At 63.1% G+C, this 26,934-nt stretch carries 25 protein-coding genes; 20 read left to right on the top strand and 5 right to left on the bottom strand.

Annotated elements, in window-relative coordinates:
* Window positions 1-28: 28 nt before the first annotated feature.
* The 3 genes from D2E23_RS06685 (at window position 29) to D2E23_RS06695 (ending at window position 4,282) form a co-directional block, all read left to right on the top strand.
* Window positions 29-2,512 carry a phosphatidylglycerol lysyltransferase domain-containing protein gene (locus tag D2E23_RS06685; RefSeq protein WP_420897297.1) on the top strand — a complete coding sequence of 828 codons (2,484 nt, stop codon included), beginning with the start codon at window positions 29-31 and terminating at the stop codon, window positions 2,510-2,512.
* Between the two features lie 216 nt (window positions 2,513-2,728).
* On the top strand, window positions 2,729-3,784 hold the full coding sequence (gene gap, locus D2E23_RS06690; RefSeq protein ID WP_126030189.1) for a type I glyceraldehyde-3-phosphate dehydrogenase: 1,056 nt from the start codon (window positions 2,729-2,731) through the stop codon (window positions 3,782-3,784).
* Between the two features lie 120 nt (window positions 3,785-3,904).
* Entirely contained in the window at window positions 3,905-4,282 is a 378-nt protein-coding gene (locus D2E23_RS06695) for an arsenate reductase family protein (protein ID WP_126030190.1), read from the top strand.
* A 55-nt stretch (window positions 4,283-4,337) separates the two neighbouring features.
* On the opposite strand, the gene D2E23_RS06700 is transcribed toward D2E23_RS06695, so the two are convergent.
* Both D2E23_RS06700 and D2E23_RS06705 read right to left on the bottom strand, forming a co-directional pair.
* Complete coding sequence (locus D2E23_RS06700) at window positions 4,338-5,105, bottom strand: thiamine diphosphokinase (RefSeq protein ID WP_126030297.1); 768 nt, start codon at window positions 5,103-5,105, stop codon at window positions 4,338-4,340.
* A gap of 41 nt (window positions 5,106-5,146) precedes the next feature.
* Window positions 5,147-5,716, bottom strand: coding sequence for a TetR/AcrR family transcriptional regulator (locus D2E23_RS06705; RefSeq protein WP_126030191.1), 570 nt, complete (start codon window positions 5,714-5,716; stop codon window positions 5,147-5,149).
* A gap of 272 nt (window positions 5,717-5,988) precedes the next feature.
* On the opposite strand from D2E23_RS06705, the gene D2E23_RS06710 reads away from it, so the two are divergent.
* The 3 genes from D2E23_RS06710 to D2E23_RS06720 all read left to right on the top strand — a co-directional run bounded on the left by D2E23_RS06710 (window position 5,989) and on the right by D2E23_RS06720 (window position 10,264).
* Entirely contained in the window at window positions 5,989-6,690 is a 702-nt protein-coding gene (locus D2E23_RS06710; RefSeq protein ID WP_126030192.1) for an ABC transporter ATP-binding protein, read from the top strand.
* A gap of 10 nt (window positions 6,691-6,700) precedes the next feature.
* The gene (locus D2E23_RS06715; RefSeq protein ID WP_126030193.1) at window positions 6,701-9,739 is read left to right on the top strand and encodes an ABC transporter permease; all 3,039 of its coding nucleotides are present in this window, start codon (window positions 6,701-6,703) and stop codon (window positions 9,737-9,739) included.
* 120 nt (window positions 9,740-9,859) lie between these two features.
* Complete coding sequence (locus tag D2E23_RS06720; RefSeq protein WP_126030194.1) at window positions 9,860-10,264, top strand: pyridoxamine 5'-phosphate oxidase family protein; 405 nt, start codon at window positions 9,860-9,862, stop codon at window positions 10,262-10,264.
* Between the two features lie 172 nt (window positions 10,265-10,436).
* On the opposite strand, the gene D2E23_RS06725 is transcribed toward D2E23_RS06720, so the two are convergent.
* Both D2E23_RS06725 and D2E23_RS06730 read right to left on the bottom strand, forming a co-directional pair.
* Window positions 10,437-12,146, bottom strand: coding sequence for a PH domain-containing protein (locus D2E23_RS06725; RefSeq protein ID WP_241227249.1), 1,710 nt, complete (start codon window positions 12,144-12,146; stop codon window positions 10,437-10,439).
* Entirely contained in the window at window positions 12,146-12,646 is a 501-nt protein-coding gene (locus D2E23_RS06730; RefSeq protein ID WP_164520722.1) for a PH domain-containing protein, read from the bottom strand. Before D2E23_RS06730 ends, D2E23_RS06725 begins: the two co-directional genes overlap by 1 nt.
* 108 nt (window positions 12,647-12,754) lie before the next feature.
* Between D2E23_RS06730 and D2E23_RS06735 the strand changes: the two genes are divergently transcribed.
* Window positions 12,755-13,552, top strand: coding sequence for a Cof-type HAD-IIB family hydrolase (locus D2E23_RS06735; RefSeq protein WP_126030197.1), 798 nt, complete (start codon window positions 12,755-12,757; stop codon window positions 13,550-13,552).
* A gap of 60 nt (window positions 13,553-13,612) precedes the next feature.
* Here the strand turns inward: D2E23_RS06735 and D2E23_RS06740 are convergent, their stop codons facing one another.
* Complete coding sequence (locus D2E23_RS06740) at window positions 13,613-13,966, bottom strand: VOC family protein (RefSeq protein WP_126030198.1); 354 nt, start codon at window positions 13,964-13,966, stop codon at window positions 13,613-13,615.
* Window positions 13,967-14,068: 102 nt separating this feature from the next.
* Here D2E23_RS06740 and D2E23_RS06745 point away from each other — a divergent pair, with 102 nt between their 5' ends.
* From D2E23_RS06745 to D2E23_RS06805, 13 genes are all read left to right on the top strand, one after another.
* Complete coding sequence (locus D2E23_RS06745) at window positions 14,069-15,739, top strand: spermidine synthase (protein WP_240541566.1); 1,671 nt, start codon at window positions 14,069-14,071, stop codon at window positions 15,737-15,739.
* Window positions 15,740-16,084: 345 nt separating this feature from the next.
* Window positions 16,085-16,828, top strand: a complete 744-nt coding sequence (gene infC / locus D2E23_RS06750; RefSeq protein WP_126030199.1) for a translation initiation factor IF-3 — start codon at window positions 16,085-16,087, stop codon at window positions 16,826-16,828.
* Entirely contained in the window at window positions 16,809-17,003 is a 195-nt protein-coding gene (gene rpmI, locus D2E23_RS06755) for a 50S ribosomal protein L35 (RefSeq protein WP_093961319.1), read from the top strand. The genes infC and rpmI overlap by 20 nt, the downstream gene beginning before the upstream one ends.
* Window positions 17,004-17,051: 48 nt before the next feature.
* Window positions 17,052-17,435 carry a 50S ribosomal protein L20 gene (gene rplT, locus D2E23_RS06760; RefSeq protein ID WP_093961320.1) on the top strand — a complete coding sequence of 128 codons (384 nt, stop codon included), beginning with the start codon at window positions 17,052-17,054 and terminating at the stop codon, window positions 17,433-17,435.
* A gap of 119 nt (window positions 17,436-17,554) precedes the next feature.
* A complete protein-coding gene (gene xerD, locus D2E23_RS06765; protein ID WP_126030200.1) occupies window positions 17,555-18,508 on the top strand; it encodes a site-specific tyrosine recombinase XerD in 954 nt (317 codons plus the stop codon).
* 122 nt (window positions 18,509-18,630) lie between these two features.
* Window positions 18,631-19,470 (top strand): ParA family protein, encoded by an 840-nt coding sequence (locus D2E23_RS06770; RefSeq protein WP_093961324.1) that lies wholly within the window; start codon window positions 18,631-18,633, stop codon window positions 19,468-19,470.
* A 14-nt stretch (window positions 19,471-19,484) separates the two neighbouring features.
* Entirely contained in the window at window positions 19,485-20,378 is an 894-nt protein-coding gene (locus D2E23_RS06775; RefSeq protein WP_126030299.1) for a segregation and condensation protein A, read from the top strand.
* The gene (gene scpB / locus D2E23_RS06780; RefSeq protein WP_126030201.1) at window positions 20,379-20,969 is read left to right on the top strand and encodes an SMC-Scp complex subunit ScpB; all 591 of its coding nucleotides are present in this window, start codon (window positions 20,379-20,381) and stop codon (window positions 20,967-20,969) included.
* Window positions 20,970-21,124: 155 nt separating this feature from the next.
* The gene (bglB, locus tag D2E23_RS06785; protein WP_206432010.1) at window positions 21,125-22,213 is read left to right on the top strand and encodes a beta-galactosidase BglB; all 1,089 of its coding nucleotides are present in this window, start codon (window positions 21,125-21,127) and stop codon (window positions 22,211-22,213) included.
* A gap of 213 nt (window positions 22,214-22,426) precedes the next feature.
* On the top strand, window positions 22,427-24,349 hold the full coding sequence (typA, locus tag D2E23_RS06790) for a translational GTPase TypA (protein ID WP_126030203.1): 1,923 nt from the start codon (window positions 22,427-22,429) through the stop codon (window positions 24,347-24,349).
* Window positions 24,350-24,527: 178 nt separating this feature from the next.
* On the top strand, window positions 24,528-24,929 hold the full coding sequence (locus tag D2E23_RS06795; protein WP_126030204.1) for an alcohol dehydrogenase: 402 nt from the start codon (window positions 24,528-24,530) through the stop codon (window positions 24,927-24,929).
* Between the two features lie 2 nt (window positions 24,930-24,931).
* Window positions 24,932-25,894, top strand: coding sequence for a prephenate dehydratase (locus D2E23_RS06800; RefSeq protein ID WP_126030205.1), 963 nt, complete (start codon window positions 24,932-24,934; stop codon window positions 25,892-25,894).
* Window positions 25,885-26,931, top strand: coding sequence for a prephenate dehydrogenase (locus D2E23_RS06805; protein ID WP_126030206.1), 1,047 nt, complete (start codon window positions 25,885-25,887; stop codon window positions 26,929-26,931). The genes D2E23_RS06800 and D2E23_RS06805 overlap by 10 nt, the downstream gene beginning before the upstream one ends.
* Window positions 26,932-26,934: the final 3 nt, after the last annotated feature.

The raw sequence follows: 26,934 nt of genomic DNA on the forward strand, positions 1-26,934 counted from the left end.
CGGCCGTTTCCGCTCCTTCGGACCGGTGATGCGGGACGTGACTGGGTGGGTACGTTCTCATCCGCTGACCGTATCGTTCGCCGTCGTCGTACTGGCGATCAATCTGGCCTTCGTCGTATGGGCCGCCGTCACCGACGGCGTATTCCCGCCGCAGCCGGCGCGCATCAGCTACGACAAGCTTGTCCAGGGCATGCTCTATGTGGTTCCGCTGGCCCTGCTGCTCGTCATGCATCCGCTGCGTCTGCTGCTCGACATCCCCGTGCTGCTAGTGGCCGGTTCGGTCGCCGAATCACGGTTCGGGGCCGCCAAGACCGCATGGGTCGCGCTGATCTGCTCGATCGGCGGCATTGCCGCGGGTATGGGCGTCTCCGTCGCGGTGAACGGCCATAGCGTGGCATGGAGTTCCATGGCACGGCTGGGCACCGTGCTCGGTCCGCTCGCCGTGGCCGTAGGCCCTCTGATGGCGGCCAGCGCATTCACATCGCTGCTGTGGCGTCACCGCATTCGCGTGATCGGCTATGCGATCGTGGCCACGTTGGTGCTCTACCGCGGCGAGCCCGGCGACTATTGCATTCTTGCGGCCGCGCTGTTCGGCCATCTGCTTGGCTATCTCATGGCGCAGCGCGACGAGGAGCACATGCAGTGGAACCACGGCAGCGTGTTCGAGACCAGGCGCATGCTGGGCATCGTCTCTGCCGTCTTCGCGCTTGGCCCTCTGGTGGCCATGTCGTCGCCGATCCACCATGGGCCGCTGTCCACGCTTGGTTTGCTGCTCGGTCCGAACTCGCTCGACAACACCCGTCTGCAGCAGTGTCTCAACGGCGCCAACTCCATGGACTGCTTCGTGCAGTATCGTCTGCAGCGCCTCTCCATGCCGGGCGGCATCATCGTCTCCCTGCTGCCATGCGCCTTCATGCTGGCCGTCTCATGGGGCCTGTTCAAAGGACGCCGTCTGGCCGCATGGACCAGCATCATCGCCAACATCGGCACTGCTGCCCTCGCCGTGGTGTACTACCTCGTGTTCCCGCTCTCGCAATCGCCCGACGGCATGCGTGCGCTGATCGCGCATGGCGCATGGCGTTCCGCGCTGTTCACCGCCCTGCTGCCGATCGCGTTCGCCCTCGTCGTGGCCATGTCCATGCGATGCTTCCGTCTGAAAACGAGCGGACGTCGTCTGGCGACGGCACTGACCGGTTCGCTCGGCGCCCTCATCGCGTTGTGCGCGGCATACCTGATCATCGGACTGACCCGTCCGAACGAGTTCACCATCCGTCCGGGCATGGGGCTGCTGATCGAGGAGATGCCACGTCGATTCCTGCCCATCGGATTCCTCAACGAGGTGACGCCCGACTTCCTGCCCCGGCCGCATACGATCGCCTCCGCGGTCTACCAGGGCATCGGGCCGGTGTTCTGGATCGTGGCGATCCTCGCCGCGCTCTGGTGCTTCACCGACGCCGCGCTGGAAGGCCACGAAGCGCAGGCCAAGGCCTCGAAGCTCGTGGAGATCGACGGCGAATCCATGTCGTTCATGGGCACATGGGACGGCAACCGCTACTGGTTCTCGCCGTCCGGCAACTCCGTGATCGCCTATCGTGTGGAGCACGGCATCGCCCTGACCGTCACCGGCCCGTTCGGCGACAAAACCGAATGGGAACAGGACTTCAGGGACTTCATCGCCTACTGCACCGAACAGTCCTGGACCCCGGTGTTCTACAGCGTGCATGCCGAACAACGCGAGCTGCTTGCCTCAATGGGATGGCAGTCGCTGGACGTCGGCACCGAAATGGTGGTGCTGCCCGCGCAGTGGCAGACCCGCGGCAAGAAATGGCAGGACGTGCGCACCGCCATCAACAAGGCCAAGCGCGACGGCGTCACCGACGTGCTCACCACATTCGAGCAGGCGCCGCTGAGCGTGCAGTCCCAGATCATGGACATCTCCGAACAGTGGGCCGAGGAGAAGTCGCTTCCCGAGATGAAGTTCACCCTCGGCGGCGTGGAGGAGCTGCTCGACCCGCGCGTGCGACTCCTATGCGCCGTGGACGCCGACGGCACCGTGCAGGCCGTGACCAGCTGGCTGCCCACCTGGCGCGACGGGCAGATCGTCGGCTGGACGCTCGACTTCATGCGGCATCGTCCCGACAGCGCCAACGGCGTGATGGAGTTCCTCATCGCCCGCATGGCCGAACGGCTCAAGGACGAGGGCGCCGAGTTCATGAGCCTGTCCGCCGCACCGCTCGCCGGCATCAGCGTGATGGAGCTCGAGAATCAGAGCGCCGGCGTCGAGTTCCTGCAGCACGTGCTCATGGCCGTGGCCGACATCATCGAACCCGTATACGGCTTCCACTCGCTGTTCCGCTTCAAGAAGAAGTTCCAGCCGCAGGAGCAGGGCGTGTACATCTGCTATCCCGATTCCTCGCGTCTCGTGCAGATCGCGCTCGCCGTGGTGCAGAGCTACCTGCCTGGCATGAAACCCGCCGATGTGGTGCGATTCGTCAAGGCGTTGCGCGACTGAACGCGGAACGGGTCGATCGTTTGCCGTTCGGACCGTCGGTCTGGACGGCAAACGACACTTCAGCGACAAATGGACAAACTTTCAGCGGAAACCCCCAAAAAGTACAGATAACCAAGTAGTATGGGGAACGTTGGCAACAGCTGGCAGAGGTGTGCGAACGCTCACATGGGTGTTCGTCTCATGCGCCCCCGCCACTTCCATTCAGGAGATAAATAAATGACAGTAAAGATTGGTATCAACGGCTTCGGCCGCATCGGTCGTCTCGCTTTCCGCCGCATCTTCGAGCTGCAGGCTCGCGGTGGCCAGGCTGGCGATATCGAGGTCGCCGCCATCAACGATCTGACCACTCCTTCGATGCTCGCCTACCTGCTCAAGTACGACAGCACCCACGGCACCTTCCGTCACGATGATGGCACTCCGGTCGAGGTCTCCTCCACCGACACCGCCATTGTGGTGGACGGCAAGGAATACACCGTGTACGCCGAGAAGGATGCTAACAACATCCCGTGGGTGAAGAACGATGGCGTCGAGTACGTGCTCGAGTGCACCGGCTTCTACACCTCCGCCGAGAAGTCCCAGGCTCACATCAACGCTGGCGCCAAGAAGGTCCTCATCTCCGCTCCGGCCAAGGATGACACCACCCCGACCGTCGTGTTCGGTGTGAACCACGAGATCCTCAAGCCCACCGACGTGATCGTGTCCGCCGGTTCCTGCACCACCAACTCCATGGCCGCCATGGTGAAGCTGCTGCAGGAGAAGTGGGGCATCAAGGCCGGCTTCATGACCACCATCCACGCCTACACCGGCACCCAGATGATCCTGGACGGCCCGCGTGGTTCCAAGCCGCGCAACAACCGCGCCGCCGCCATCAACACCATCGAGCACTCCACCGGTGCCGCCAAGGCCATCGGCAAGGTTGTGCCCGAGGTCAACGGCAAGCTGCAGGGCCACGCCCAGCGCATCCAGGTCCCGGACGGCTCCGTCACCGAGCTGACCTCCGTGCTTGAGAAGCCGGCCACCGCCGACGAGATCAACGCCGCCTTCAAGGAAGCCTTCTCCAACACCGAGTACTTCGGCTACAACGGTGATGGCATCGTGTCCTCCGACATCATCGGCGACACCCACGGTGGCGTGTTCGACCCGACCCAGACCGACGTCAACACCGTTGACGGCGTGACCCTGGCTCGTACGGTCACCTTCTACGACAACGAGTACGGCTTCACCTCCAACATGATCCGTACCCTGCTGTACTTCGCCGAGATCTCCGAGTGAGTATAGCGAGACACTGATCGTTACTGATTAGTCAACAGGGGCCTCTCCATCCGGGCGACCGGGGGAGAGGCCTTTTCGTTTGCCATCCCACCTCATTCACCATCAGACAAGGACCGCACCATGACCCAGCCGCTCTTCCTCTGTCACCCCCGTTGCTCCACCTGCGCCAAGGCCCGCGCATGGATGGGCGAACACGGCATCGACCATACGGAGCGCGACATCCGCATCGACAACCCCACCGTCGCCGAGCTCACGCTATGGCATACCGTCAGCGGTTTGCCCATCCGCCGTTTCTTCAATACCTCCGGTCGGCTTTACCGGTCCATGGGGCTTAAGGACAAGCTTCCCTCCATGAGCGACGAGGAGGCCATCGCCTTGCTGGCCACCGACGGCATGCTTGTCAAACGACCGTTGCTCGTCATCCCTGACGGCGCCGGCGATCCCGTTACAGTTCTCGTCGGCTTCCGGCAGAACGAGTGGGAGGCCGCACTGCTGTAGAAAGCCGACGACAAGCAACGCATCGTCGGCGATGCGTCGTATCCTGCCGTGCCTTCTACCGGCGGGCCAGCAGGGCCGATATTTCGGTATCGAGCCCGCCGAGTGCGTTGGGTCCCTCCGTCTCGTGCGTGGTGCGCCATGTGGGGGAGGGCGCTTCGGCGGCGAAGGTGATGCTCAACGTGCCGTCTCCCACGCCGATCGTCGCCGGCCGTCCGGGCAGGAATTCGTTGCTCACGCCGAGCGCTCGCGTATTGCGCAGCTCCACGTCGTCCACCTCGTACTTGAGGCCACGAATGCTCACATGTTTGGCGCGGTCGGAATGGGCGAACACCGAGACCATGCGTCGCTCCGGCGCGTCCCATGCGGGGAAGTCCAATGTGGCGTCGGCGATCGCTGTGGCGACGAATCCGTTGCCGTGCAGGAAGCCGATGCCGCCGTGATAGGCCATGCGGGCAAGCATCTGCATGTTCGCGAGCGTATGGTCGAGTCGTCCGCCGAGACCGCCGTAGATGTGGAAGCGGCGCGCACCCTGCGCCCAGCCGATCTTCACCGCGGAAAGCATGTCGGTCTCGTCCTTTTCACTGGGCAGACGGGTGATGTTCCTCAATCCGATATACGCGGAGAAATCGTCGGCCACCGAATCGAAGTCGCCGATGATGGCGTCGGTTTCGATGCCGTAGGAGCGCGTGTGATCGAGTCCTCCGTCGGCGGCCACGACATACGCGTCCTGTGGGACGTCCGGAATCTCGTCATAGTATTCGCCGGCGCCGAAGATCACGCAGTCGGTGATGCCTCGATCGACGGATTCGTGTTCATGAATCATGCCCACTGTCCTGTGCTCCTTGTCATTCCTGATCGTCGCCGTCATTCCCGGGGAAGGCTGACGAACACGTTGCTCATGATAAAGGCGATGAACCGGTCGATCGGCATCCGATTGCTCATCGACAGCCATGTGGTCACCGCCGCCACCAGCCCGGACAGATAAAACTCCTTGAGCAGTCGTCGCTCGTCGTCGCTCATGTCGGGCGACTTCGTAATGCCGAGGTACCGGTCCACCAACGGCCAGATGATTTCCTTGAACCGGGTGACGAACGTGGGGTCGCCGCGGTCGCCGAGCAGCACTGACATGTAGGCGTAGTGCGATTTCGCCGCCTTGAGGATCACGCCCATATTCGACTCGATGTCGATGCGGTCGTCGTCCACAAGCATGTCGGCCACCAGATCGTCGATCATGTTCAGCAGACTTTCCTCGATCTGCGAGAACATGTCACGTACGTCACGGTAGTACAGATAGAACGTGCCGCGGTTGTACCCCGCCTTCTCCGTGATCTCCCGGACCGTGATCTTTTCGATCGGCCTGATGCGATACAACGACCAGAACGCCTTGCACAGCATCGCCTTGGTTCGCTCGGTCACCTGTGGTTGCTTGTTCATGGCCGCTCCCTGTCCGTCCGTTCCGTTCGTCCGATCACCGTTCGACATGCGCCGACACCGGCCGATATGCGCGGGAACCACGTCGCACGCCCACGGCGTCGGGAGCGTGTCGCGAATCGCACATCGGCGGTGATCGCTTCAATTCCAACCGTTTGCCGGAACATCGCTCAACATCATGCACCGCACATGTTGAGTGATGGCCGTCAACGATGCCGATACAGTGATTGTATAACACAACATGATGTTCAGTGGCGAGCCTCGGGAGGTGTGTGATGGCCTACATCGAATTCAACGACGTGACCAAACGATACGGTGCCGGCGACACGGCGATCCTCGCGCTCGACAAGGCGTCGTTCCACGTGGAGAAGGGCGAACTGGCGGTGGTGCTCGGCGCATCCGGCGCCGGCAAGACCACAGCCCTGAACATCCTTGGCGGCATGGATCGCGCCACGTCCGGCACGGTGAGCGTGGACGGCCGCGACATCACCGCATGCGGCGAGAACGAACTCGTCGACTACCGTCGCTTCGACGTCGGATTCGTGTTCCAGTTCTACAACCTCGTCCCCAACCTCACCGCACTCGAAAACGTGGAACTCGCCTCCCAGATCTGCGAGCACGCATTCGACCCCGCGCAGACGCTCGCCAAGGTCGGACTCGACCATCGCATGATGAACTTCCCCGCACAGCTGTCGGGTGGCGAACAGCAGCGCGTGTCCATCGCCCGCGCGTTGGCCAAGAACCCCAAACTGCTGCTGTGTGACGAGCCGACCGGCGCGCTCGACTACGCCACGGGCAAGCAGATCCTTCAGCTCCTGCAGGACACCTGCCGCAAAGACGGCATCACCGTGGTGCTCATCACGCATAACTCCGCGCTCGCGCCCATGGCCGACCGTCTGATCCGATTCCGTTCGGGAACGGTGACCGACATGACATACAACCCGCATCCCACGCCCATCGCCAACATCGAATGGTGAGGTGAGACCAATGACGCAGCAGACGGCAGCAGGGCGGATCCGACCCCGTCGAGGACCAGGCAGGAGGCGCCCGGCGCATTCGGCCAGGGGCCGGCGCCCGCCACGCTTCAACACCGCGTTCGGCAAGGACATCCGACGTACGATCGCGCACAACGGCAAACGATTCGTCTCGATCCTCATCATCACCGCGCTCGGCGTGACCATGGCCACCGGCCTGCACGCCGCGTGCGATGATCTGCTCAGATCAGCCGACACATTCTTCGACAGCCAGGATCTGTACGATGTATCCGTGGTCTCCACCACGGGACTCACCGACGACGACATCACGGCGCTCGCCAAGGTCAAGGGGGCGGACGCCGTGCGAGGCGGACGTTCGGAAGAGGTCGGCGTCACCGTGGACGGCGGCAGGACCACCGCCACGCTCAGCCAGATCGTCACGGACTTCAATACGCCATACGTGCTCGATGGCCGACTGCCACGCAACGGCGACGAGGTCGCGACCACCAGCGCCTACCTCAACGACAGCGGCGCGAAGATCGGCGACACGGTGAGCCTCGGCGACGCCGCGAACGACGACGGAACCGACACCGCGCAGGACGATGCCACGCGGATCTTCGCCCGACGCGACTACACGATCGTCGGCACGGTGATCGACCCGACCAACACCAACAACAGCGAAGGCGCCACCGCGTTTCGCGACACCTCGGCAACCCCCGACTACACGTTCTTCACGACCGGCGAGGCCGTGGACGAATCGGCGAAGAACACCTACACGGCGGCCTACATGCGCGTCGCCGGCGCGTCGTCGGAACGCGCCTACTCCGACGCCTACACGAATCTGGTGGATGCGACGAAGAACAGGGTCGAGGCCATCCAGTCCGACCGGGAGAAGGCACGAACGCAGTCGCTCAAAGCCGATGCCTCGGCCACCGTGGACGAGGAGGAGCGCAAGGCCAACGACGAACTCAACGACGCCCAGACGAAGATCGACAACGCCCGCGCCGAACTCGACGACCAGCGGAACCAGCTCGACGAGCAGGAACGACAGCTGGACGCGCAGGAGGCCCAGCTGAAGGAAGCCCAGAACACCGGACAGACAGAGGAACAGACCGGCGGTCAGGAATCCCGAAACACGGCGGGAAGCGCGCAGGCCCAAACCCGACTGCAGGCGGCGCAGGCCCAAGCCGAAGCGGCCGCGCAGCAGATCGCCGACGGTCGCGCCCAGATCGAATCGGCACGGCAGCAGATCGCCGATGCACAGCACCAGATCGACACCCAGCAGGCGGAGCTCGACCAGAAGAAGGCCGAGGCACAGCAGAAGATCACGGACGCCCGAGCCGACGTGGAGAACATCGACGACACCCGCTGGTACGTCCGCGACCGCATGGGCCTGAGCGGCTACGCCAGCATCGACAGCGACACCAAATCCATCAACGCGATCGGCACCGTCTTTCCCATCATGTTCCTGCTGGTCGCCGTACTCATCAGCCTCACCGCCATCACCCGCATGGTGGAGGAGGAGCGCGGTCTGATCGGCACCTACAAGGCGCTGGGCTACCGTCGCGGAGAGATCCTGCGCAAATACGTGGTCTACGCGCTGCTCGCCTGCCTTGCCGGTGGCGTACTCGGCGACCTGCTTGGATTCATCGCCATGCCGAAGATCATCTTCTCGATCTTCGAGACCATGTACCTGCTGCCGGCATTCACCCTGCACTTCGACTGGGTGTACGGTCTGGCGGGAATCGCCCTGTTCGTCATCGCCATCGTGGGCAGTGCCGTCTGGGCGTGCCGCAGCGAACTGCGGCTCAGCCCGGCCGCGCTCATGAGGCCCAAGGCACCGCGCGCCGGCAAACGCATTCTGCTCGAGCGCATCGGCTTCCTCTGGAAACGCATGTCGTTCCTCAACAAGGTGACCGCACGCAACCTGTTCCGCTACAAGTCACGAGCCTTCATGACCATCGCCGGCATCATGGGCTGCACCATGCTGCTCATGTGTGGATTCGCCATCAAGGACTCCGTCGTCGAACTCTCGCCCAGCCAGTACGGCGGCGTCTACGACTACGATCTCATGGCCGTCACCGGCGACAACGATCACGATTCCGCACTCGACGAACTCGGACACAGCAAGCAGGTCAAGGACGTGCAGTCCGTACGCATCGACTCCGGTACGCTCAACGCCATCGGCGGCAGCCGTGAGGAGAGCGTGCAGATCATGGTCGTGCCCAAGGGCGGCGACATCAGTGGATACATCCATCTACGCGAAGCGCAAAGCGACTATAGCGCGGCGATCGGCGGGGGAGCGGCGGTGACCCTGTCCGACTCCGGCGTGGCCGTGACCAAGAACGCACAGCAGATGCTGGGGCTCGCCGAAGGAGGCAAGGCGCATCTCAAGGACTCGGCACTCAACGGCGTGAACGTGACCGTCGACTCGGTGGTCGAGAACTACCTCGGCAACACCGTGTACATGACACAGCCGCTGTACGAGAAACTGTTCGGCGAATACAAGGCCAACGGCATGCTCGCCCATCTCAACGGCGACTCGGACAAGCAGATCGCCTTCTCCGACACACTGCGGCACGACGACCGCTACCTGTCCGTCACCAGCACCGCCGAACTCGTCCGTGACTTCCGGAAGAACTTCACGCTCATCAACACCGTCGTCTACGTGCTGCTCGTACTTGCCGGCGCGCTCGCCTTCGTGGTGCTGTTCACCCTGGGCACCACGAACATCTCCGAACGACAGCGCGAACTCGCCACCATCAAGGTGCTCGGCTTCCGCAAGAGCGAGGTACGGCATTACGTGAACAAGGAGATGATCATCCTGACGCTGATCGGCGTGCTGCTCGGCCTGCCGTTCGGCCGGCTCGTGGCCGAAGGCTTCACCGTGGCGCTGCGCATGCCGAGCATGTACTTCGCCGTGCACGCGCACTGGATCAGCTATGTGTATTCCGCGGCGCTCGCGCTCGGCTTCGCGCTGATCGTCACACTGGTGACCAACCGCATGCTCGACCGCATCGACATGGTCTCCGCATTGAAGAGCCCGGAATAATCCGATCGAGGCGGAAGCAATGGCACGGAGTGATGTTTCTCACAGGTTGAAATCATGTGCGCCATCGCCGTTGCGGAGTAGGGTAGACGTTGGACGGAACCGAACGTTGAAAGGATGCATATGGCAACGCTCACCGCTGAAATGAAGACCTTCATCGAGAACAACCTGGGTTGGATCGCCACCCAGAACGAGGACGGCACGCTGGACCTCGGTCCGAAGATGTCGCTGTTCGTGCTCGACGACAACCACATCGCCTATCACGAGCGCACCGCCGGTCAGGCCTACAAGAACCTGCAGGCCAACGGCAAGCTCGTCATCGCCTTCGCCAACCTGGCGGAGAAGAAGGGCTACCGCTTCCGCGGCAACGTGGTGCTGCACACCGACGACGCCATCTACGAGGAGCAGGTGAAGGTGGCCGAGGAGAAGGGCACCAAGAAGCCCGCCGCCATTCCGGTGCTCGAGATCACCGAGATCGAGGACCTCGCCTCCGGCCCCACCGCCGGCAAGACCATCGTCAAGGACTGATCGCCGATCCCCGCTGATCGTCGTCATCTCTCAATCGATTTCAGGGCCCCCCTAGCCGGAGGCCCTTTTTCATGCCGTCACACTATGTGCTCCTTCCGGGGAGGGGGCTGTCACGCAACGCGTGACTGAGGGAGGGCGTGCACCCGACGATCGGAATATCCAAAGATCCCCATCAACCCCGATCCCGCACAGGCCCGGACGACTCCCCGGCACCCGACGCCCAATCATGCAGACGCTGCGCCTCACCGGACCGTATCACGCTGAACCGCAGCCACGAATACCCGTTCATCACGAACAGCGGCAGATCCAATGACTCCACGCCCGCGGCGACGCGCCACGGCAGCACACGGCGCAGCACGCACTGGATGCGCGACCGGTGCGTGAACATCGTGACGAACCCGACTCCGCGGGCGCCCGTGACGACGATCCGTCCGTCGTCGAGCAGCGCATACCCCTCCGAATGCAGCTTCATCCAATGGCACAGGACCAGGTACCCGCCAAGTGACGCCGGTATCAGGGCCAGCCACAGCAGCCATAGGACTCGGAACGCTCCCATGAGCGAATCCGAATCCGCTCCGTCCGACAACGTCGCGGCGGTCATGGGAATCCCCGTCTGCGAGGCGCGGTAGGCGGCGAACGCCGTCACGCCGATCACGATCGCGGTCACGGCGACGAGCGTGCCCAGCAGGGGAGCGAGCAGCAGGTATCGGCCCAATCCCCGTGCCGTGCGACGCACGCGCGGGCGTGCCAGATCCCACTCCGGCAGCATGTTCCGCAGCGTCCCGTACAGTCTCCGATCGGCGATGACCGGCAGGATGCCGCCATGCATGCGCCTGTCCTCGTCGTCATGGGATGCGCCCGTCGTGGCCAAACCCACCTGGACCGAACTCAGATGCAGCAGCCTGCGCAACACCGACTGCCGTATGGTGACGGTCTGGATATGACGGACCGGGATCGTCACCGACTTGCGCGTGACCAGCCCCCTCACGATGATCAGTTCGCCGCCACGACGCCAGACCTCGAACCGGTAGTAGCGCATCAACGACCTGACGATGCTGATGACCAGCATCGACGCCAGAACCAATACGATCGTCAGCACGATGCTCAACGTGCTGTGCGTGGACAGGCGAATGACCGAATCCTGCGCGGAATCGTAGACGTTTCCCGGAACCACGTCGCGCAGATTCTGCACGAACCCGTAGAGGACCGCCAGAGCGGCGAGGAAACCCAGATCGGTCACGGCGAACAGCAGCGTGTCCCGGATCGACGCGCGGAACACCAGAATGCGTTCCACGTTGCCGCTTCCACGGCCGCCATCGACATCGGTCATAGAACGGGAACGACGAACGGCGTCGATGCTGACGGCGGAGGATCCGCAGTCCCGCATAGCATCCCGGCGCAATCGCTCCAGACGATCCGGAAGCGTTGCCGGCACTGCGGACAGTGTGATCGACGAGCCATCCGACGAGCCGCCCGAATCCACGATCATCGTCACCAGTCCGAACGGTCGGAGGATCATCGGCGACGAGACGTTGACAGCGTGCATGTGGTCATAGGGGATGGTCGTGCGCGTGGTGGTGAACAGGCCGGACCTGACCGTAAGCGCATCGTCGTCCAGCCGGTACCGTCTCGCCGACCATGCGGCGACGCGGAAGACGACGCCGACGATCAGCGTCGCCGCGGTGATCGCGCATATGAGCCGGAACGACAGATGGAATCTGGAGAACACCACCAGCATGGAGACGACGAATCCGATGATCCACCTGCCCCATCCATAGATGTCGAAAATCAGCGACAGCGGATGCGTCCGATGCCACGAATGCTCCGATATGCCGCGGGCCATGGAACCGGATGCTGGCGTGGTGGTTCGGGACGGGACCATCACACGTCATCCCTCGACGCCAGCACGCGGGCGCTGATCTGCTCCACGATCGCGGCCGCCTGCGCATTCTCCAGCGCGGGTATCTCATGCTCGCCCACCGCGGTATGGATCTCCACCGCCGTCAGGCCGAACCTACGCAGCAGCGGTCCCTGCTTGGTCTCGACATGCTGCACGCGATTGTAGGGAATCGTCGTGGTCGTGCGAAGCAGCCATCCCCGGTGCAGCATCACGTCGTGCTCGCCGATCGAATATCGGCTGAACCGATAGGCGTATCGTGTCTGCAATGGTTGGGTGGCCAGTTCCAGCATGGCCAGCACGACGATGCTTGTCAGCACGAGCGTATGGCACCATGACCACCATCCGACGATGTGGCAGACAACGGCCGTCATCCCGCACGCCGCGATGACGCACAGATCCATGATCAGCGACCGCAGCAGCCACACCCGTCTGACGGATTCCGGCAGACTTCGCCACGGTCGCACCGTACTGGATTGCGTCATGAAGCCTCCTTCGCTCGCGTTGGAATACAGCATAGCCGAAGCCGGCGGAGACCGTGACCGGGAATCTTGATAAGCTGAGGCCGGAAACGCAATGGAGGGAGCCCACGCATGACACAGCAGATCAAGGCCGCGTTCTTCGACATCGACGGCACGCTCACCAGCTTCAAGACCCATGAGGTTCCGCAGTCCACCAAGGACGCCATCGAGGCGCTCAAGGCCAAGGACATCAAGGTGTTCATCGCCACCGGACGCTCGCCCACGCAGATGGGCGTCGTCACCGAACATCTCGGCATCACCTTCGACGGCTACATGACCATGACCGGACAGTACTGCTTCGACTCCAATGGATTCCTCTTCAAACACGACATCGACAAGCGGGATCTGCGCATCTTCTTCGACTACCTCGCCGCCCACCCCGATGTCGGCGCCAACTTCGCCGAAGAGGATTACGTGTACTTCAACCAGATCAACGAGACGATCCGCATCCAGTATGCAGGGCTCGGCGCCACCGCACCCTCGCTGGTGGTCGACGACGTCAACCGCGTGTTCGACCATCCCACCTACCAGTTCAGCGCGTTCGTCGGCGAGGACGAGGAGCGCCGCATCGTCGACATGCTGCCCAACTGCCGTTCGGTGCGCTGGCACCCCATGTTCTGCGATTTCATTCCCGCGGACGGCGGCAAACCCGCCGGCATCAAGGCGTTCCTGAAACTGTACGGATTCAGCCGTGAGGAATGCATCGCGTTCGGCGACGGCGGCAACGACGCCGACATGCTCGCCTACGCCGGCATCGGCGTGGCCATGGGCAACGGCGGCGAACTGGCGAAGGCCGCCGCCGACTACATCACCGCCGACGTGGACGACGACGGCATCCTCAAGGCCCTCCAGCACTTCCACGTGCTGTAGGGAGTCGTGCTGTAGGGAGTTCCGTATCCAATGTATACGGAACGATGACAACGAAAACGGTCAGTGCGTGCAGGCCTCGATGTTGTTGCCCTCGGGATCGTGCACGAACGCCGCATAATACGTCGGACCGTAGTTCGGGCGCGGTCCCGGCGCGCCATTGTCGGTGCCGCCGGCCGCAAGCCCGGCCTCATGGAACGCCTTGATCGCGGCCTCGTCGCCCGTGAACGCCACATGCGCCGGCGTCACGTCGCCGTCCGCCTGACTCACCCACACGCTGCTGCCGTCCTCGGACACGAACTGCACGGCACCGGGAAACTCCACGCCCTTCGCATAGCCGAGCGGGGCAAGCGCCGCCGCATAGAACGCGGCCTCCTTACCGACATCCTTCACCTTGATCGTCAGATGGTCGATCATCGTATCCTCCTTCGTCATTGATGGAACGCAACACCCACAATTCTAGACTTCTTCCCATAATTGGGTGGAATGCCATCACGAACACGACGTAAGGCGGAAACCATGAGGAAGACCGAACCGAGCAACCGACCGATCCTGAAATCGAAGATCTTCCTCTACGTCACCGAATTCTTCTCCGGCATGGCGGTCATGGCCGCCGAGCTCGGTGCGTCGCGACTGCTTGCCCCATACTTCTCCAGTTCGCAGATCGTATGGACCATCATCATCGGCACCATCATGATCGCCCTCGCACTGGGCGCCGTGATGGGCGGACGCTGGGCCGACCGGAACCCCGATCCCGACCTGCTCTACCGACGCATCGCCATCGCCGCCGCATGGATCGCGCTGATCCCGCTTGTCGGCAAATACCTGATCCTGCTCATCTCCGGACTGCTGATCGTCACCGTATCCACGAACTTTCTCGCGATAGCCGCGTTCATCAGCTGCATGATCATCTTCGTGCCGCCGCTCTTCCTCCTCGGCACCGTCACCCCCGGACTGGTCAAGTTCACCACCGACTCGCTCGACGACAACGCCACCATCGTCGGACGGCTCTCCGCATGCAACACGGTCGGATCCATCCTCGGCACGTTCCTGCCCACGTTCGTCACCATCCCCGCGGTCGGCACGTTCGTCACCTTCCTCATCTTCTCCGGACTGCTGCTCGTCATCGCCCTGGTCTACTTCATCGCCTCGCGCATCAAACCGATCACCGGAGCCGTATGCACCGTGCTGTTCATCGGCTCGGCGGTCTGCTCGCCCATGAGCGGATTCGCGTTCTGGGAGAACAACCTCGCCTACGAAGGCGAATCCATCTACAACTACCTGCAGGTCAAGAACCTCGCCGACCGCACCATCCTGTCCACCAACGTGCTGTTCGGAGTGCAGTCCGTCACCATGAAATCCGAAGGCCTCACCGGCATGTACTACGACACCGCACTGGCCGCGCCCGCGCTCGCCGATCACGCCGACTCCGCGCTGATCCTCGGCATGGGCACCGGCACGTACGCCCGGCAGCTGCGCCGATACTATCCCGACATGAAGGTGCAGGGCGTGGAGATCGATGGAAAGATCACGCGGCTGGCGGGGGAGTACTTCGACGAGCCGAGCGACATTCCGGTGAGCACATACGACGGTCGTGCATGGCTGGCCGCCAGCGACGAGACCTATGACGTGATCATGGTCGATGCGTATCAGGACATCACCATCCCGTTCCAGATGAGCAGCGTCGAATTCTTCCGCATGGTCGAACGCCACCTCAATCCGGGCGGCGTGATGGTGGTGAACATGAACATGATCTCCGACGGCGAGGGGTCGATCAACGAATCGCTGCAGGCCACCATCGCGTCCGTGTTCGGCAGTGGCAACGTGATCACCGCCGACGTGCCCGGCACCACCAACCGGGAGCTGTTCGCCAAGACCCAGGGTGAGGACAAGTCGTTCAAGGGTGTGAGCGATCTGGCCAAGGACTCCAAGGCGATCCCGTTGCGCGCCATCACCTACATCCGCACGCACGACTCCGAACTGCGCGACTACATGTCCGACGTGGCGCACCGGTTCGTGAAGGTGGAGGAGCCCGACCCCGACAGCCCGCTCATCCTCACCGACGACAAGGCGCCCGTGGAACTGCTTGGCATGCGTGCCATCGACCAGCTCATCGCCGAGGAGGCCGGCCCCTACCGGACGATTCTGAAGGAACAGGGCATCCGAGGTCTGCTCGACGCGGTCCGCTGATCGTCAATGCCGTCATGGCCATATGCGACACGCGCCACGCTGGTTGCGCGACAGAAAAACTGTGGTATTATCTTCAAGGCTTGAGAAATCAAGAAAGTGGAGAAATCCCACCTGGAAGCCTCTTATGGCCTCGGGTCCAAGGCCTACAGCCTTCCGAATCTCGATCGTGAATCATTCCGATCATCGGATTCGGCCGGTGATGTCGCGACATATGACATTGCCGAGGAATCGCACGCCGCTCATCGTCGTGTTCAGGATTCCACACACGTATGGTCGCCATTGCGAAGCATGCCTTCATGAATGGCGGTCGGTTGGACGTGTGCATGCTGTATGTTTCGGACGCAGATGGAATTTCGCCGGGCAGTAGGGAATGGAGTCATCATTAGCGCCGAACCACGTATCAACGAAGAGATTCGCGTACCGCAAGTACGCCTGATCGGCCCGAAGGGCGAGCAGGTGGGCGTCATCGCGACCTCTGTCGCGCTGAATCTTGCGCGTGAGGCCAGCCTCGACCTCGTCGAGGTGGCGCCGAATGCGAAGCCTCCGGTGGCCAAGCTCATTGACTACGGCAAGTACAAGTACAACGAGAAGATCAAGGCTCGTGAGGCTCGCCGTAACCAGAGCACCGCGGAGATCAAGGAGATTCGTTTCCGCCTGAAGATCGACGACCATGACTTCGACGTCAAGAAGGGTCATGTCGAGCGGTTCCTTTCCGGCGGCGACAAGGTCAAGGTCACCATCATGCTGCGTGGCCGCGAGCAGTCCCGTCCGATCGGCGGTGTGGAGCTGCTGCGTCGTCTTGCCGACGAGGTGGCCGAGCTGGGTACGATCGAATCCCAGCCGCGTCAGGAAGGCCGCAACATCATCATGGTGCTGGCCCCCAAGGGCAAGAAGGTGCACACCCAGTCCGAGCAGCGCCGTCGTGGCGCCTCCGCCCGCGCGGAACGCCAGGCCCGCCAGGCCGCGCGACTGGCCGCGAAGAAGGAAGCCCAGGCCGAGGCCGCAGCCGAGGCCCATGCCGAACTGAACAAGACTTCCGTGAAGGAACATACTCAAAAGGAGGGCAGCAATGCCGAAGATGAAAAGTAACTCCGCTGCATCCAAGCGCGTCCGCGTCACCGGTACGGGCAAGCTGATGCACGCTGGTAGCTCCATGCGCCACAACCTTGAGCACAAGTCGGCTCGTATGCGCCGCGCTCTGAAGGCCGACAAGGTGCTGGCCAAGACCCAGACCGCCAACCTGAAGAACATGCTCAACCACTGATCCGTGGTCTGCACAGAAGACGACTTAGGAAAGCTGAGGAATTAAGATATGGCACGTGTCAAGCGCGCAGTCAACGCCAAGAAGAAGCGTCGCGTCGTTCTCGAAAGGGCTTCGGGTTACCGCGGCCAGCGTTCCCGCCTGTACCGCAAGGCCAAGGAACAGCTGCTTCACTCCTTTAACTACAACTTCCGCGACCGCAAGGCTCGCAAGGGTGACTTCCGCAAGCTGTGGATCCAGCGTATCAACGCTGCCGTCCGCGCCGAAGGCATCACCTACAACCGCTTCATCCAGGGCCTGCGCCTGGCTGACATCGATCTCGACCGTCGCGCTCTGGCCGAGCTGGCCGTCTCCGATCCGGAGACCTTCAAGACCATCGTCGAGGCCGCCAAGGCCGCTCTGCCCGAGGACGTGAACGCCCCGGTCAACGCCTGATCCATTTTCAGGTTCGATGATTGAAAACCCCGTCGCGCTTCCCGCGTGACGGGGTTTTCTGGTATGGCGGCACGAGTGATATGGCGGCACGAGTGCGGAGGATCATTCGGAGGATCATTATGGACAAGTCGGAGTCGAATGGAACGGTCGGAGCCGCGTCGGATGCGTTGAACGGGCTGATCGAGCGCTTCCTGGCCTACATCGACGTGGAACGTGGATTGGCCAAGGCCACGGTGAACGCATACCGTTCCGACCTGCGCCGGTACACGCAATGGCTGGATGCCCGAGGCGCCGACTCGCTGGCTGAGGTCTCGCGTCACGACGTCGAGGACTTCATGGCATCGCTCGCCGAGGAAAGTCCACGAAGCCGTGCCCGGCGTCTCGCCGCGGTGCACGAGCTGCACCGATTCGCCGTCTCCAACGGCGAGGTCATGACCGACGTCTCCGAGGGAGTGAAGCCGCCCAAGGGCGCGTCCACGCTCCCCGACGTGCTCAGTGTGGACGAGGTGGCCGCACTGCTCGACGCGGCCGCGCCACAAGGGGCGAACGACCCCGTCTCCCTGCGGGATCGAGCCCTGCTGGAATTCATGTATGCCACCGGATGCCGCGTCTCGGAGGCGGTGGGGGCCGACCTTGCCGACATCGATCTCGACCAACGCGTGGCTCGGCTGACCGGCAAGGGCTCCAAGCAGCGGCTGGTCCCCATCGGCTCATACGCCTGCGCCGCCATGCGCGAGTATCTGGCCAACGGCCGTGAGCCGCTCACGTGCAAGGCGAAGAAGAATCCCGAACTACGCGCGATCTTCCTCAACAAACGTGGTCGTAGACTCTCCCGGCAATCCGTGTGGGAGATCGTCAAAACGGCGGGGGAGCGGGCCCATATCGACAGGCCGCTGCATCCGCATACGCTTCGCCACTCCTTCGCCACGCATCTCATCCAAGGCGGCGCCGACGTGCGCACCGTGCAGGAGCTGCTTGGCCACGCGAGCGTCACCACCACGCAGATCTACACGCATGTGAGCCCCCAGGTGCTCATGGAGACGTATCTCACCTCCCACCCGCGGGCCCGGTGACGCCGCCGTCCCCGGCCATCGCCGCTCCCATGGCCACGATGCCGACCCACGGATGACACGTCGACGAATTTCCGCGATTCGGGTGCCGAAAACTAGGCACGGTTGTTGTTAGCATGGAGATTATGCCTACTGATCTGTTAGGGCGCGAATATGAGACCTTCCCCGCGCCGCAAGCTTTGGACCATCACGGACCCGCACGAATCATCGCCATGTGCAACCAGAAGGGCGGCGTAGGCAAGACTACCTCATCGATCAACATCGCCGGAGCGTTGACGAACTTCGGACGCAAGGTGCTCATCGTCGACTCCGATCCGCAGGGCGCGTCCTCGGTCGGTCTCGGCATCAACGCGAACTCCGTGGACAACACTATCTACACGGCCATGTTCAACCCGTCGATGGACCCGCACGAGGTCGTGCACCATACGCGGTTCGAGGGGCTGGACATCATTCCCGCGAACATCGACCTGTCCGCTGCCGAGGTGCAGTTGGTCACCGAGGTGGGCCGCGAGCAGGTGCTTGCCAGCGTGCTGCGTCCGCTGCGCGATGAATATGATCTGATCATCATCGATTGCCAGCCGTCGCTGGGCCTGCTCACCGTGAACGCGCTGACTGCAGCCGACGGCGTGATCATTCCCGTGGCCGCCGAATTCTTTGCGCTGCGAGGCGTGGCGTTGCTCATGCAGTCCATCGAAAAGGTCAAGAGCCGCATCAACCCCGGCCTTGAGGTCTACGGTGTGCTCGTGACCATGTACACGCGCACATTGCACTCCGAGGAGGTGCTCGACCGCATCTACGAGGCATTCCAGGAAAAGGTGTTCCACACCGTGATCACCCGATCGATCAAACTGCCCGACGCCACGATCGCAGCGGCCCCGATCACTATGTATGCGCCGGAGCACAAGACCGCCAAGGAGTACCGCGAGGTGGCGCGTGAGCTAGTGGCGCGCGGAGTGGTGGCGTGACGACCACCGACACGATCGCGGATATCTCCCTGTCGCAGACCGGCGGTGATGCCCTCGAATCCGAGGCCACCGCCGGTTTCCATGTCGAACTCGACTCCTATCAGGGACCATTCGATGTGCTGCTGGGATTGTTGGCCAACAAGCGACTGGAACTGACCGAGGTGTCGCTGGCCACGGTCACTGAGGAATTCATCGCCTACATCAATGCCATGGATCTGACGGCGAACATGGACGAGGCGAGCGGCTTCATCGATGTCGCCTCGGTGCTGGTGGAGGCAAAAAGCGCCGCCCTGCTGCCGTCCTTCGATGACGGCGAACGCGACGAGCACAGCATGGACGCATTGCGCGAACGCGATCTGCTGTTCGCCAGACTGCTGCAATACAAGGCGTTCAAGCAGGCCGGCGTGGATTTCCGCACACGTATGGCGGCCAATGCCGGCAGGGTGGACCACCCAGGGTATGTGGATGATGCGATCGCCGCCATGATGCCGAAACTGCAGTTGACGGTCGATGCGGAATCGCTGGCGCGGCTGGCCGCCCGCGCGCTCGCCGGCGCTCCGCCCGAGGAGGTGTCGGTTAGCCAGTTGCATGTGCCGCTGGTGGATCTTCGCGAGCAGGCGTCCATGGTCAGGGATCGTCTGCGTATGCTTCCCGCGGGCGATTCCATGACGTTCGATCAGCTGACGGCCGACACGGATACCCGCATCGAGGTGGTGGCCAGGTTCCTGGCGGTGCTGGCGTTCTTCAAGCAGGGCGATCTGCAGTTCAAGCAGGAGGGGCCCTATGCCGATCTGCATCTGCGATGGGCGGCCGGCCTACGGTCCACGGCGGATTCCGTCAAGGGCGGGGACGCCGGGAGCGACAGTGATGACGGTGACGTGATGATCAGTGAAAAGGATTTTGCATAGATGGTGAATGTGGATGAGTTCCCCGGCGGTTTGGCGGCCTGTCTGGAATCGGTGTTGATGGTGACCGACCATCCGCTGACGGAGGATGCGTTGGCGACCGTGTTCGGCGTGGACGCCGATCGTGTGGCTCAGGTGCTGGAGACCTTGCGCGACGACTACGACGGCGTGGATGGCGCACGCCGTCGCGGCTTTGAGCTGCGGCACACGGTTCGTGGATGGCGTCTGGCCAGTCGTCAGGAGATGGAGTCGGTGGTGGAGGCCTTCATCAACGATGGCAGGACGGCTCGTCTGTCGCAGGCCGCCATGGAGACGCTGGCGATCATCGCGTATCAGCAGCCGATCACGCGTGCGCGGATCTCGACGATTCGTGGAGTGAGTTCCGATGGTGTGATCCGTTCGCTGACGTTGCATGGTCTGGTGGAGGAGCGGGGCAACGATCCTGATTCGCATGCGGCGCTTCTGGTGACCACCGATCTGTTTTTGGAGAACATGGGTCTGGACGGCCTGGATCGTCTGCCGTCCCTTGCGCCGTTCCTGCCCGAGTCGGCGAGCGCCGTGGAATCCGCGGGACAGGAGTCGGTAAAGCAATAGTGCAAGAAAAGACACGTTCTTGATATAAGTTTTCAAAAACTGGAATTTATTTCTGAAAATTTTGCAGAAATTTGCGTTACGATGGGAAAGTCAACAAAGTCAACGATGTCATTGTGTCTTTCCCGCGAAACGAGGTTCCAATGGAAACGATATCCATGCCAATCACCAAGGAACGTCTTCAGCAGCTCATGGACGTCATGATCGCCAATCTGGTGTCCATCTCCAGCAAGGACGGCGACGGTCTATGGACGCAGGGCGGCGTCGTGGTCGACGACAAAAGCTGGGACGTATGGAACTGGCCGCAAGGCGTAGGCCTGTACGGCCTGTGCCGCAACTACGACGTCACCGGCAACGAAGCCGCCTGGCAGGCCGTGATCTCCTGGTTCGACCGTACCCTGGCCAAGGGCACACCGTCCAAGAACGTCAACACCATGGCGCCGCTGCTGGCCATGGCGTTCCTGTACGAGCGCACCGGCGAATCCCGTCTGCTGCCGTATCTCAGGCGTTGGGCCGACTGGGCCATGACCGCCATGCCGCGCACCGAAGAGCTCGGCATGCAGCACATCACGTTCGGCGAGCCGCACCACAACCAGCTGTGGGCCGACACCCTGGTCATGACCGTGCTGCCGCTGGCCAAGATCGGCATGCTGCTCGGACGCAAGGACTACGTGGAAGAGGCCAAGTACCAGTTCCAGATCCATGTCAAGTACCTTATGGACCCATCCACCGGCCTGTGGTTCCACGGCTGGACCTTCGACGGACGCAACAACTTCGCCGGGGCCCACTGGGCGCGCGGCAACTGCTGGGCCACGATGGCCATCCCCGAGATCATCGACATCCTGGAGCTCGAGCCCGGCGACTCCCTGCGCACCTGGCTGGTCGAGGTGCTCAAGACCCAGGTGGACGCGCTGGCGAAGCATCAGGACGAATCCGGACTGTGGCACACGCTGATTGACCACGACGACACGTACGTCGAATCCTCCGCCACCGCCGGCTTCGCCTACGGCATCCTGCGCGCCGTGCACGGCGGACTGCTCAACGAGTCGTACGCGGCGATCGCCTACCGAGCGATCGAGGGACTGGCCGATCAGGTTGGCGAGGACGGCGCGGTGGCCAACGTGTCGGTGGGCACCGGCATGGGGAGCGACCTCGACTACTACCGCGCCATCGAGCGCACCCCGATGCCGTACGGCCAGTCGCTGACCATTCTCGCCTTCACGGAGATGCTCGTCTCCTACTGCTGATCCGACACCGAGCCGTCGTCGTGGCGTCGACGGCGTTTCGGCGCCACGAACGCCGTCGGCATGCCATGATGCCGATTGGGCACTGTCAAGGAATACGGCTACTATTGGTGCGGTTTGTGTATAGGGAAACGGCAACGACCAGTCCGAATACTCCAAAAGCGACGCAAATACTTCATTGCGACACAAATAGACAGTCAATTAAGAGAGGTTTTCATGGCGGTACGCGGTGATATCCGTAATGTGGCGATTGTGGCTCACGTCGACCACGGCAAGACCACGCTGGTGAACGCAATGCTTCAGCAGTCCCACGTGTTCAACGAGCGTGAGGAAGTGCCGGATCGTGTGATGGACTCCAATGATCTGGAGCGCGAGAAGGGCATCACCATTCTGGCCAAGAACACGGCCGTCGAGTACACCGGCCCGCTGGCCGCCAAGTACGGCCACCCCGAGGGCATCACCCTCAACATCATCGACACCCCCGGCCACGCCGACTTCGGCGGCGAGGTGGAGCGCGGCATCTCCATGGTCGACGGCGTCGTCCTGCTCGTGGACGCCTCCGAAGGCCCGCTGCCGCAGACCCGCTTCGTGCTGCGCAAGGCCCTCGAGGCCAAGCTGCCGGTGATCCTGTGCGTGAACAAGGTGGACCGCCCCGACGCCCGTATCGAAGAGGTCGTGGGCGAGACCTCCGACCTGCTGCTCGGTCTGGCCGACGACGTGCAGCACGAGGGCATCGACCTCGATCTTGACCAGCTGCTCGACATGCCGGTGATCTACTGCGCCGCCAAGGCTGGCTACGCCTCCACCAACCAGCCCGCCGACGGCGGTCTGCCGGACAACGACAACCTCGAGCCGCTGTTCGAGGCCATCATCAAGAACATCCCCGCCCCCGAATACGACGAGGACGCCCCGCTGCAGGCCCACGTGGCCAACATCGACTCCTCCGACTTCCTCGGTCGACTCGGTCTGGTCCGCATCTACAACGGCACGCTGAAGAAGGGCGCCACCTACGGCCTGTCCCGTGTGGACGGCTCCATCGAGAACTTCCGCGTCTCCGAGCTGCTGCGCACCCAGGGTCTCGACCGCCAGCCGGTCGAGGAGGCCGGCCCCGGCGACATCGTGGCCGTCGCCGGTGTCAACGACATCATGATCGGCGAGACCATCGTCGACCCCAACGACCCCAAGCCGCTGCCGCTCATCCACGTCGACGACCCGGCCATCTCCATGACCTTCGGCGTCAACGACTCCCCGCTGGCCGGCACCGAGGGCAAGGACCACAAGCTCACCGCCCGCATGATCAAGGACCGTCTGGACCGCGAGCTCATCGGTAACGTGTCGATCAAGGTGCTGCCGACCGATCGTCCGGACGCCTGGGAGGTCCAGGGTCGTGGCGAGCTGGCGCTGGCCGTGCTTGCCGAGCAGATGCGTCGCGAAGGCTACGAGCTGACCGTCGGCCGTCCGCAGGTGGTCACCAAGACCATCGACGGCGCGGTCAACGAGCCGATGGAGAACACCACCATCGACGTGCCTGAAGAGTACATGGGCGCCGTCACCCAGCTCATGGCCGACCGCAAGGGCCGCATGGACAACATGACGAACCACGGCTCCGGCTGGGTGCGTCTGCAGTTCACCGTGCCGTCCCGCGGTCTGATCGGCTTCCGCACCGCGCTGCTGTCCGCCACCCGCGGCACCGGCATTGCCTCCTCCATCTCCGCTGGATACGCCCCGTGGGCTGGCGAGATCACCATCCGTCAGAACGGCTCCATGGTCTCCGACCGTCAGGGTGTGGCCACCCCGTACGCCATGCAGCGTCTGCAGGCCCGTGGCAACTTCTTCGTCGAGCCGCAGTCCCCGGTCTACGAGGGCCAGGTCGTGGGCATCAACAACAAGCCCGACGAGCTCGACGTGAACATCACGCTGGCCAAGCACATGACCAACATGCGTTCCGCCACCGCCGACGTGCTGGAGACGCTCACCCCGCCGATCAAGATGAGCCTCGAGGAGTCCCTCGACTTTGCGAACGAGGACGAGTGCGTGGAAGTGACCCCCGAGTCCATCCGCGTGCGCAAGATCATCCTCAAGCGTGACGATTGGTACAAGTGGCGCGCCAAGCAGCGTCGCCAGAACAAGAACGCCTGATCGGTAAACACTCGTTTCCCGAACGTTTACCGGGCGTTGGCCGTCGATCTCGGCAGGTGGAATTGTGAAGCACTTGTAGAGGCCGGCGGCCATACTAAACCATATGACTACACGAATGGAGATGACTCCACGGCGAGGCCGGGCGGATCGAAACGCCCTCAAGCCGTGGAGTTTTCGTTTGCCCCTGTGGGGTCGCATCCTTGTCAGTGCGGCCTCGGGTGCGCTCGTCGGCTTCGTCGGCGCGGCGGCCCATCGCATGGGCGTCCAGTGGAGCATCCCCTACGGACTGGTGCTGTCGTTCCTCCTACTCGGCATATCCACATGGTCGGCGCGGGCGAGATCCGGCAGCGCGGGCGTGGGATTCCATCTCATCGCCTCCGGTGCGGTGACCATGCTGATCCTGCAGATGTCCACCCAGTCCCGTGCGATGCTGATTTTCGGGTATACCTCGGACTCCTACACCTTCTTCATGCAGAAGACCGGCATCATCTGGATGCTGGGCATGGTGGCGTTGCAGGTGTTCATGCTGCTGCTGCTGCCGAAACGATGGTTCGACGTGCCCGATAGAAGGATTCGCTGATTATGACCGTGTCATTGCATTATCTCGGGCCGCAGGGCTCGTTCACCCATCAGGCCGCGTCGGCCGCCGCACAGCTCATCCCCGACGGTGGCGAGTGCGTCGCGGCGCCGAACGTGCCGGCCATCTTCGACGCCGTGGCCAACGGCAACGGCTGGGGAGTGGTCGCCTGGGAGAACAATGTGGAAGGCTATGTGGTGCCGAATCTCGACGCCCTGATCGACGCCGAGGATGTGGCCGGATTTGCCCGCGTGCGCGTGGACGTCACGTTCGACGCGCTGGTTCGTCCCGGCCATGGCGATCTGACCGTGGTCCGCGCCCATCCACACGGGTTGGCGCAATGCTCCAAGTTCATCGCCGAGCATGCGCTGACCGCCGAACCGTCGTCGTCGAACGCCGCCGCATGCCGCGACATCGCCGCCGACGAGGTGGCGCTCGGTCCCTCCATCTGCGCTGGATTGTACGGGCTGAACGTGCTGTGCAAGGGCGTGCAGGACTTTGACGGCGCCTCCACCGATTTTCTGGTGCTCGCCCCGCGCGAGCAGGTGCGCGAACAGCTGGTGCAGGCCGAATCGCAGGGCGTGACGGAATTCGAGTCCATCGTCGCGTTCATTCCGCTGAATACCGGCCCCGGTGTGCTTGCCGACCTGCTCGACGTGATCCGCGACGCCGGTCTGAACATGACCAGCTTCATCTCCCGCCCCATCAAGGGCCATGCAGGCACCTACAGCTTCATCGCCACGCTTGACGCGGCGCCGTGGCAGCCGCAGTTCAAGGCCGTGCTCAACACCGTGGTGGCGCACGGCGACTGGGTGAAGACCCTGGCCGTCTATCCGCGACAGGACCGGCCCAATCCGCCGGTGAGTGCGTGGATGCTGCCCGAGGGCGGTGTGCGGCGCACTCCCGAGGACGTTGCCTCCGGCATGCCGTTCGAGCCGACCGACGACAAGGAGCTGCTATGGGCGTGAACACGGAACCGGACGTCCTGCCCGAGGCACGTGTGATCGCCGTCGCCGGTCTGGGGCTGATCGGCGGTTCGCTGGCCCGTCGTCTGGCGGAGTGCGGTCGTCGTGTGATCGCATGGAACCATCGGCCGGCGCCATACGAGCAGGCGCGTGCGGCCGGCATCGAATGCGTGGACGACGTGACCGATCTGGCACGGGCCGTCCCCGACGTGCTGGTGCTGTGCACGCCGCTCAAGGCCATGCCCGACGTATTGGCGAAGCTGGCTCCGGTGCTCGATTCCCGTACCGTGCTCACCGACGTGGGCAGCGTCAAGGGACAGGTGCGCGACGAGGTGAAGGCAGCCGGGCTGAACGACCTCTATGTGGGAGCACATCCGATGGCCGGCAACGAATTCTCCGGCTATGCCGCCTCCGACCCATCGCTGTACGACGACGCTCTGTGGGCGGTGACCTTCGACGAGTGCACGTCCTATGACCGTCTGCTTGTGGTGATCGACATGATCTGCGAAGGCGTGGGCGACCGCATCATCGCGATCGACGACGACACGCACGACCAGGCCGCCGCGCTGATCAGCCACATGCCGCACGTGGTGTCCACAGCGCTGGCCAACGAGCTTGCCGAGACCCCCTCACGCAACATCGCCCAGGCACTGGCCGCCGGCTGCTGGCGCGACATGACCCGCGTCGCCCTCACCGACCCCGACCGCACCCGCGCGATGGTGGAGGAGGACGCCGCCAACGTGGCGCAGCTACTGCACCACATGAGCGATCGACTGGAGTCCATGGCCACACTGCTGGAGTCGGGTGACGACGAGGCGCTGGCGCAGGTTCGCGACTTCTTTGCCGTAGCCCGTCCCTATCGTGAATACAAGGCCCGCGAGCGCGGGGGAGCGGCGCACGAGAGCGTGACCGTGCGCATCGGCGGCGACGAGGCCTCATGGCGCGACCAGCTGCTGGCCTCCGCCAAGCGAGGCGAACACATCATGCATATGACCGACCGCACGCACGCCATCGCCGAGATCCGCACCGCCCTCGTCTAACGG

The sequence above is a fragment of the Bifidobacterium callimiconis genome, assembly GCF_003952005.1.
Lineage (GTDB): Bacteria > Actinomycetota > Actinomycetes > Actinomycetales > Bifidobacteriaceae > Galliscardovia > Galliscardovia callimiconis.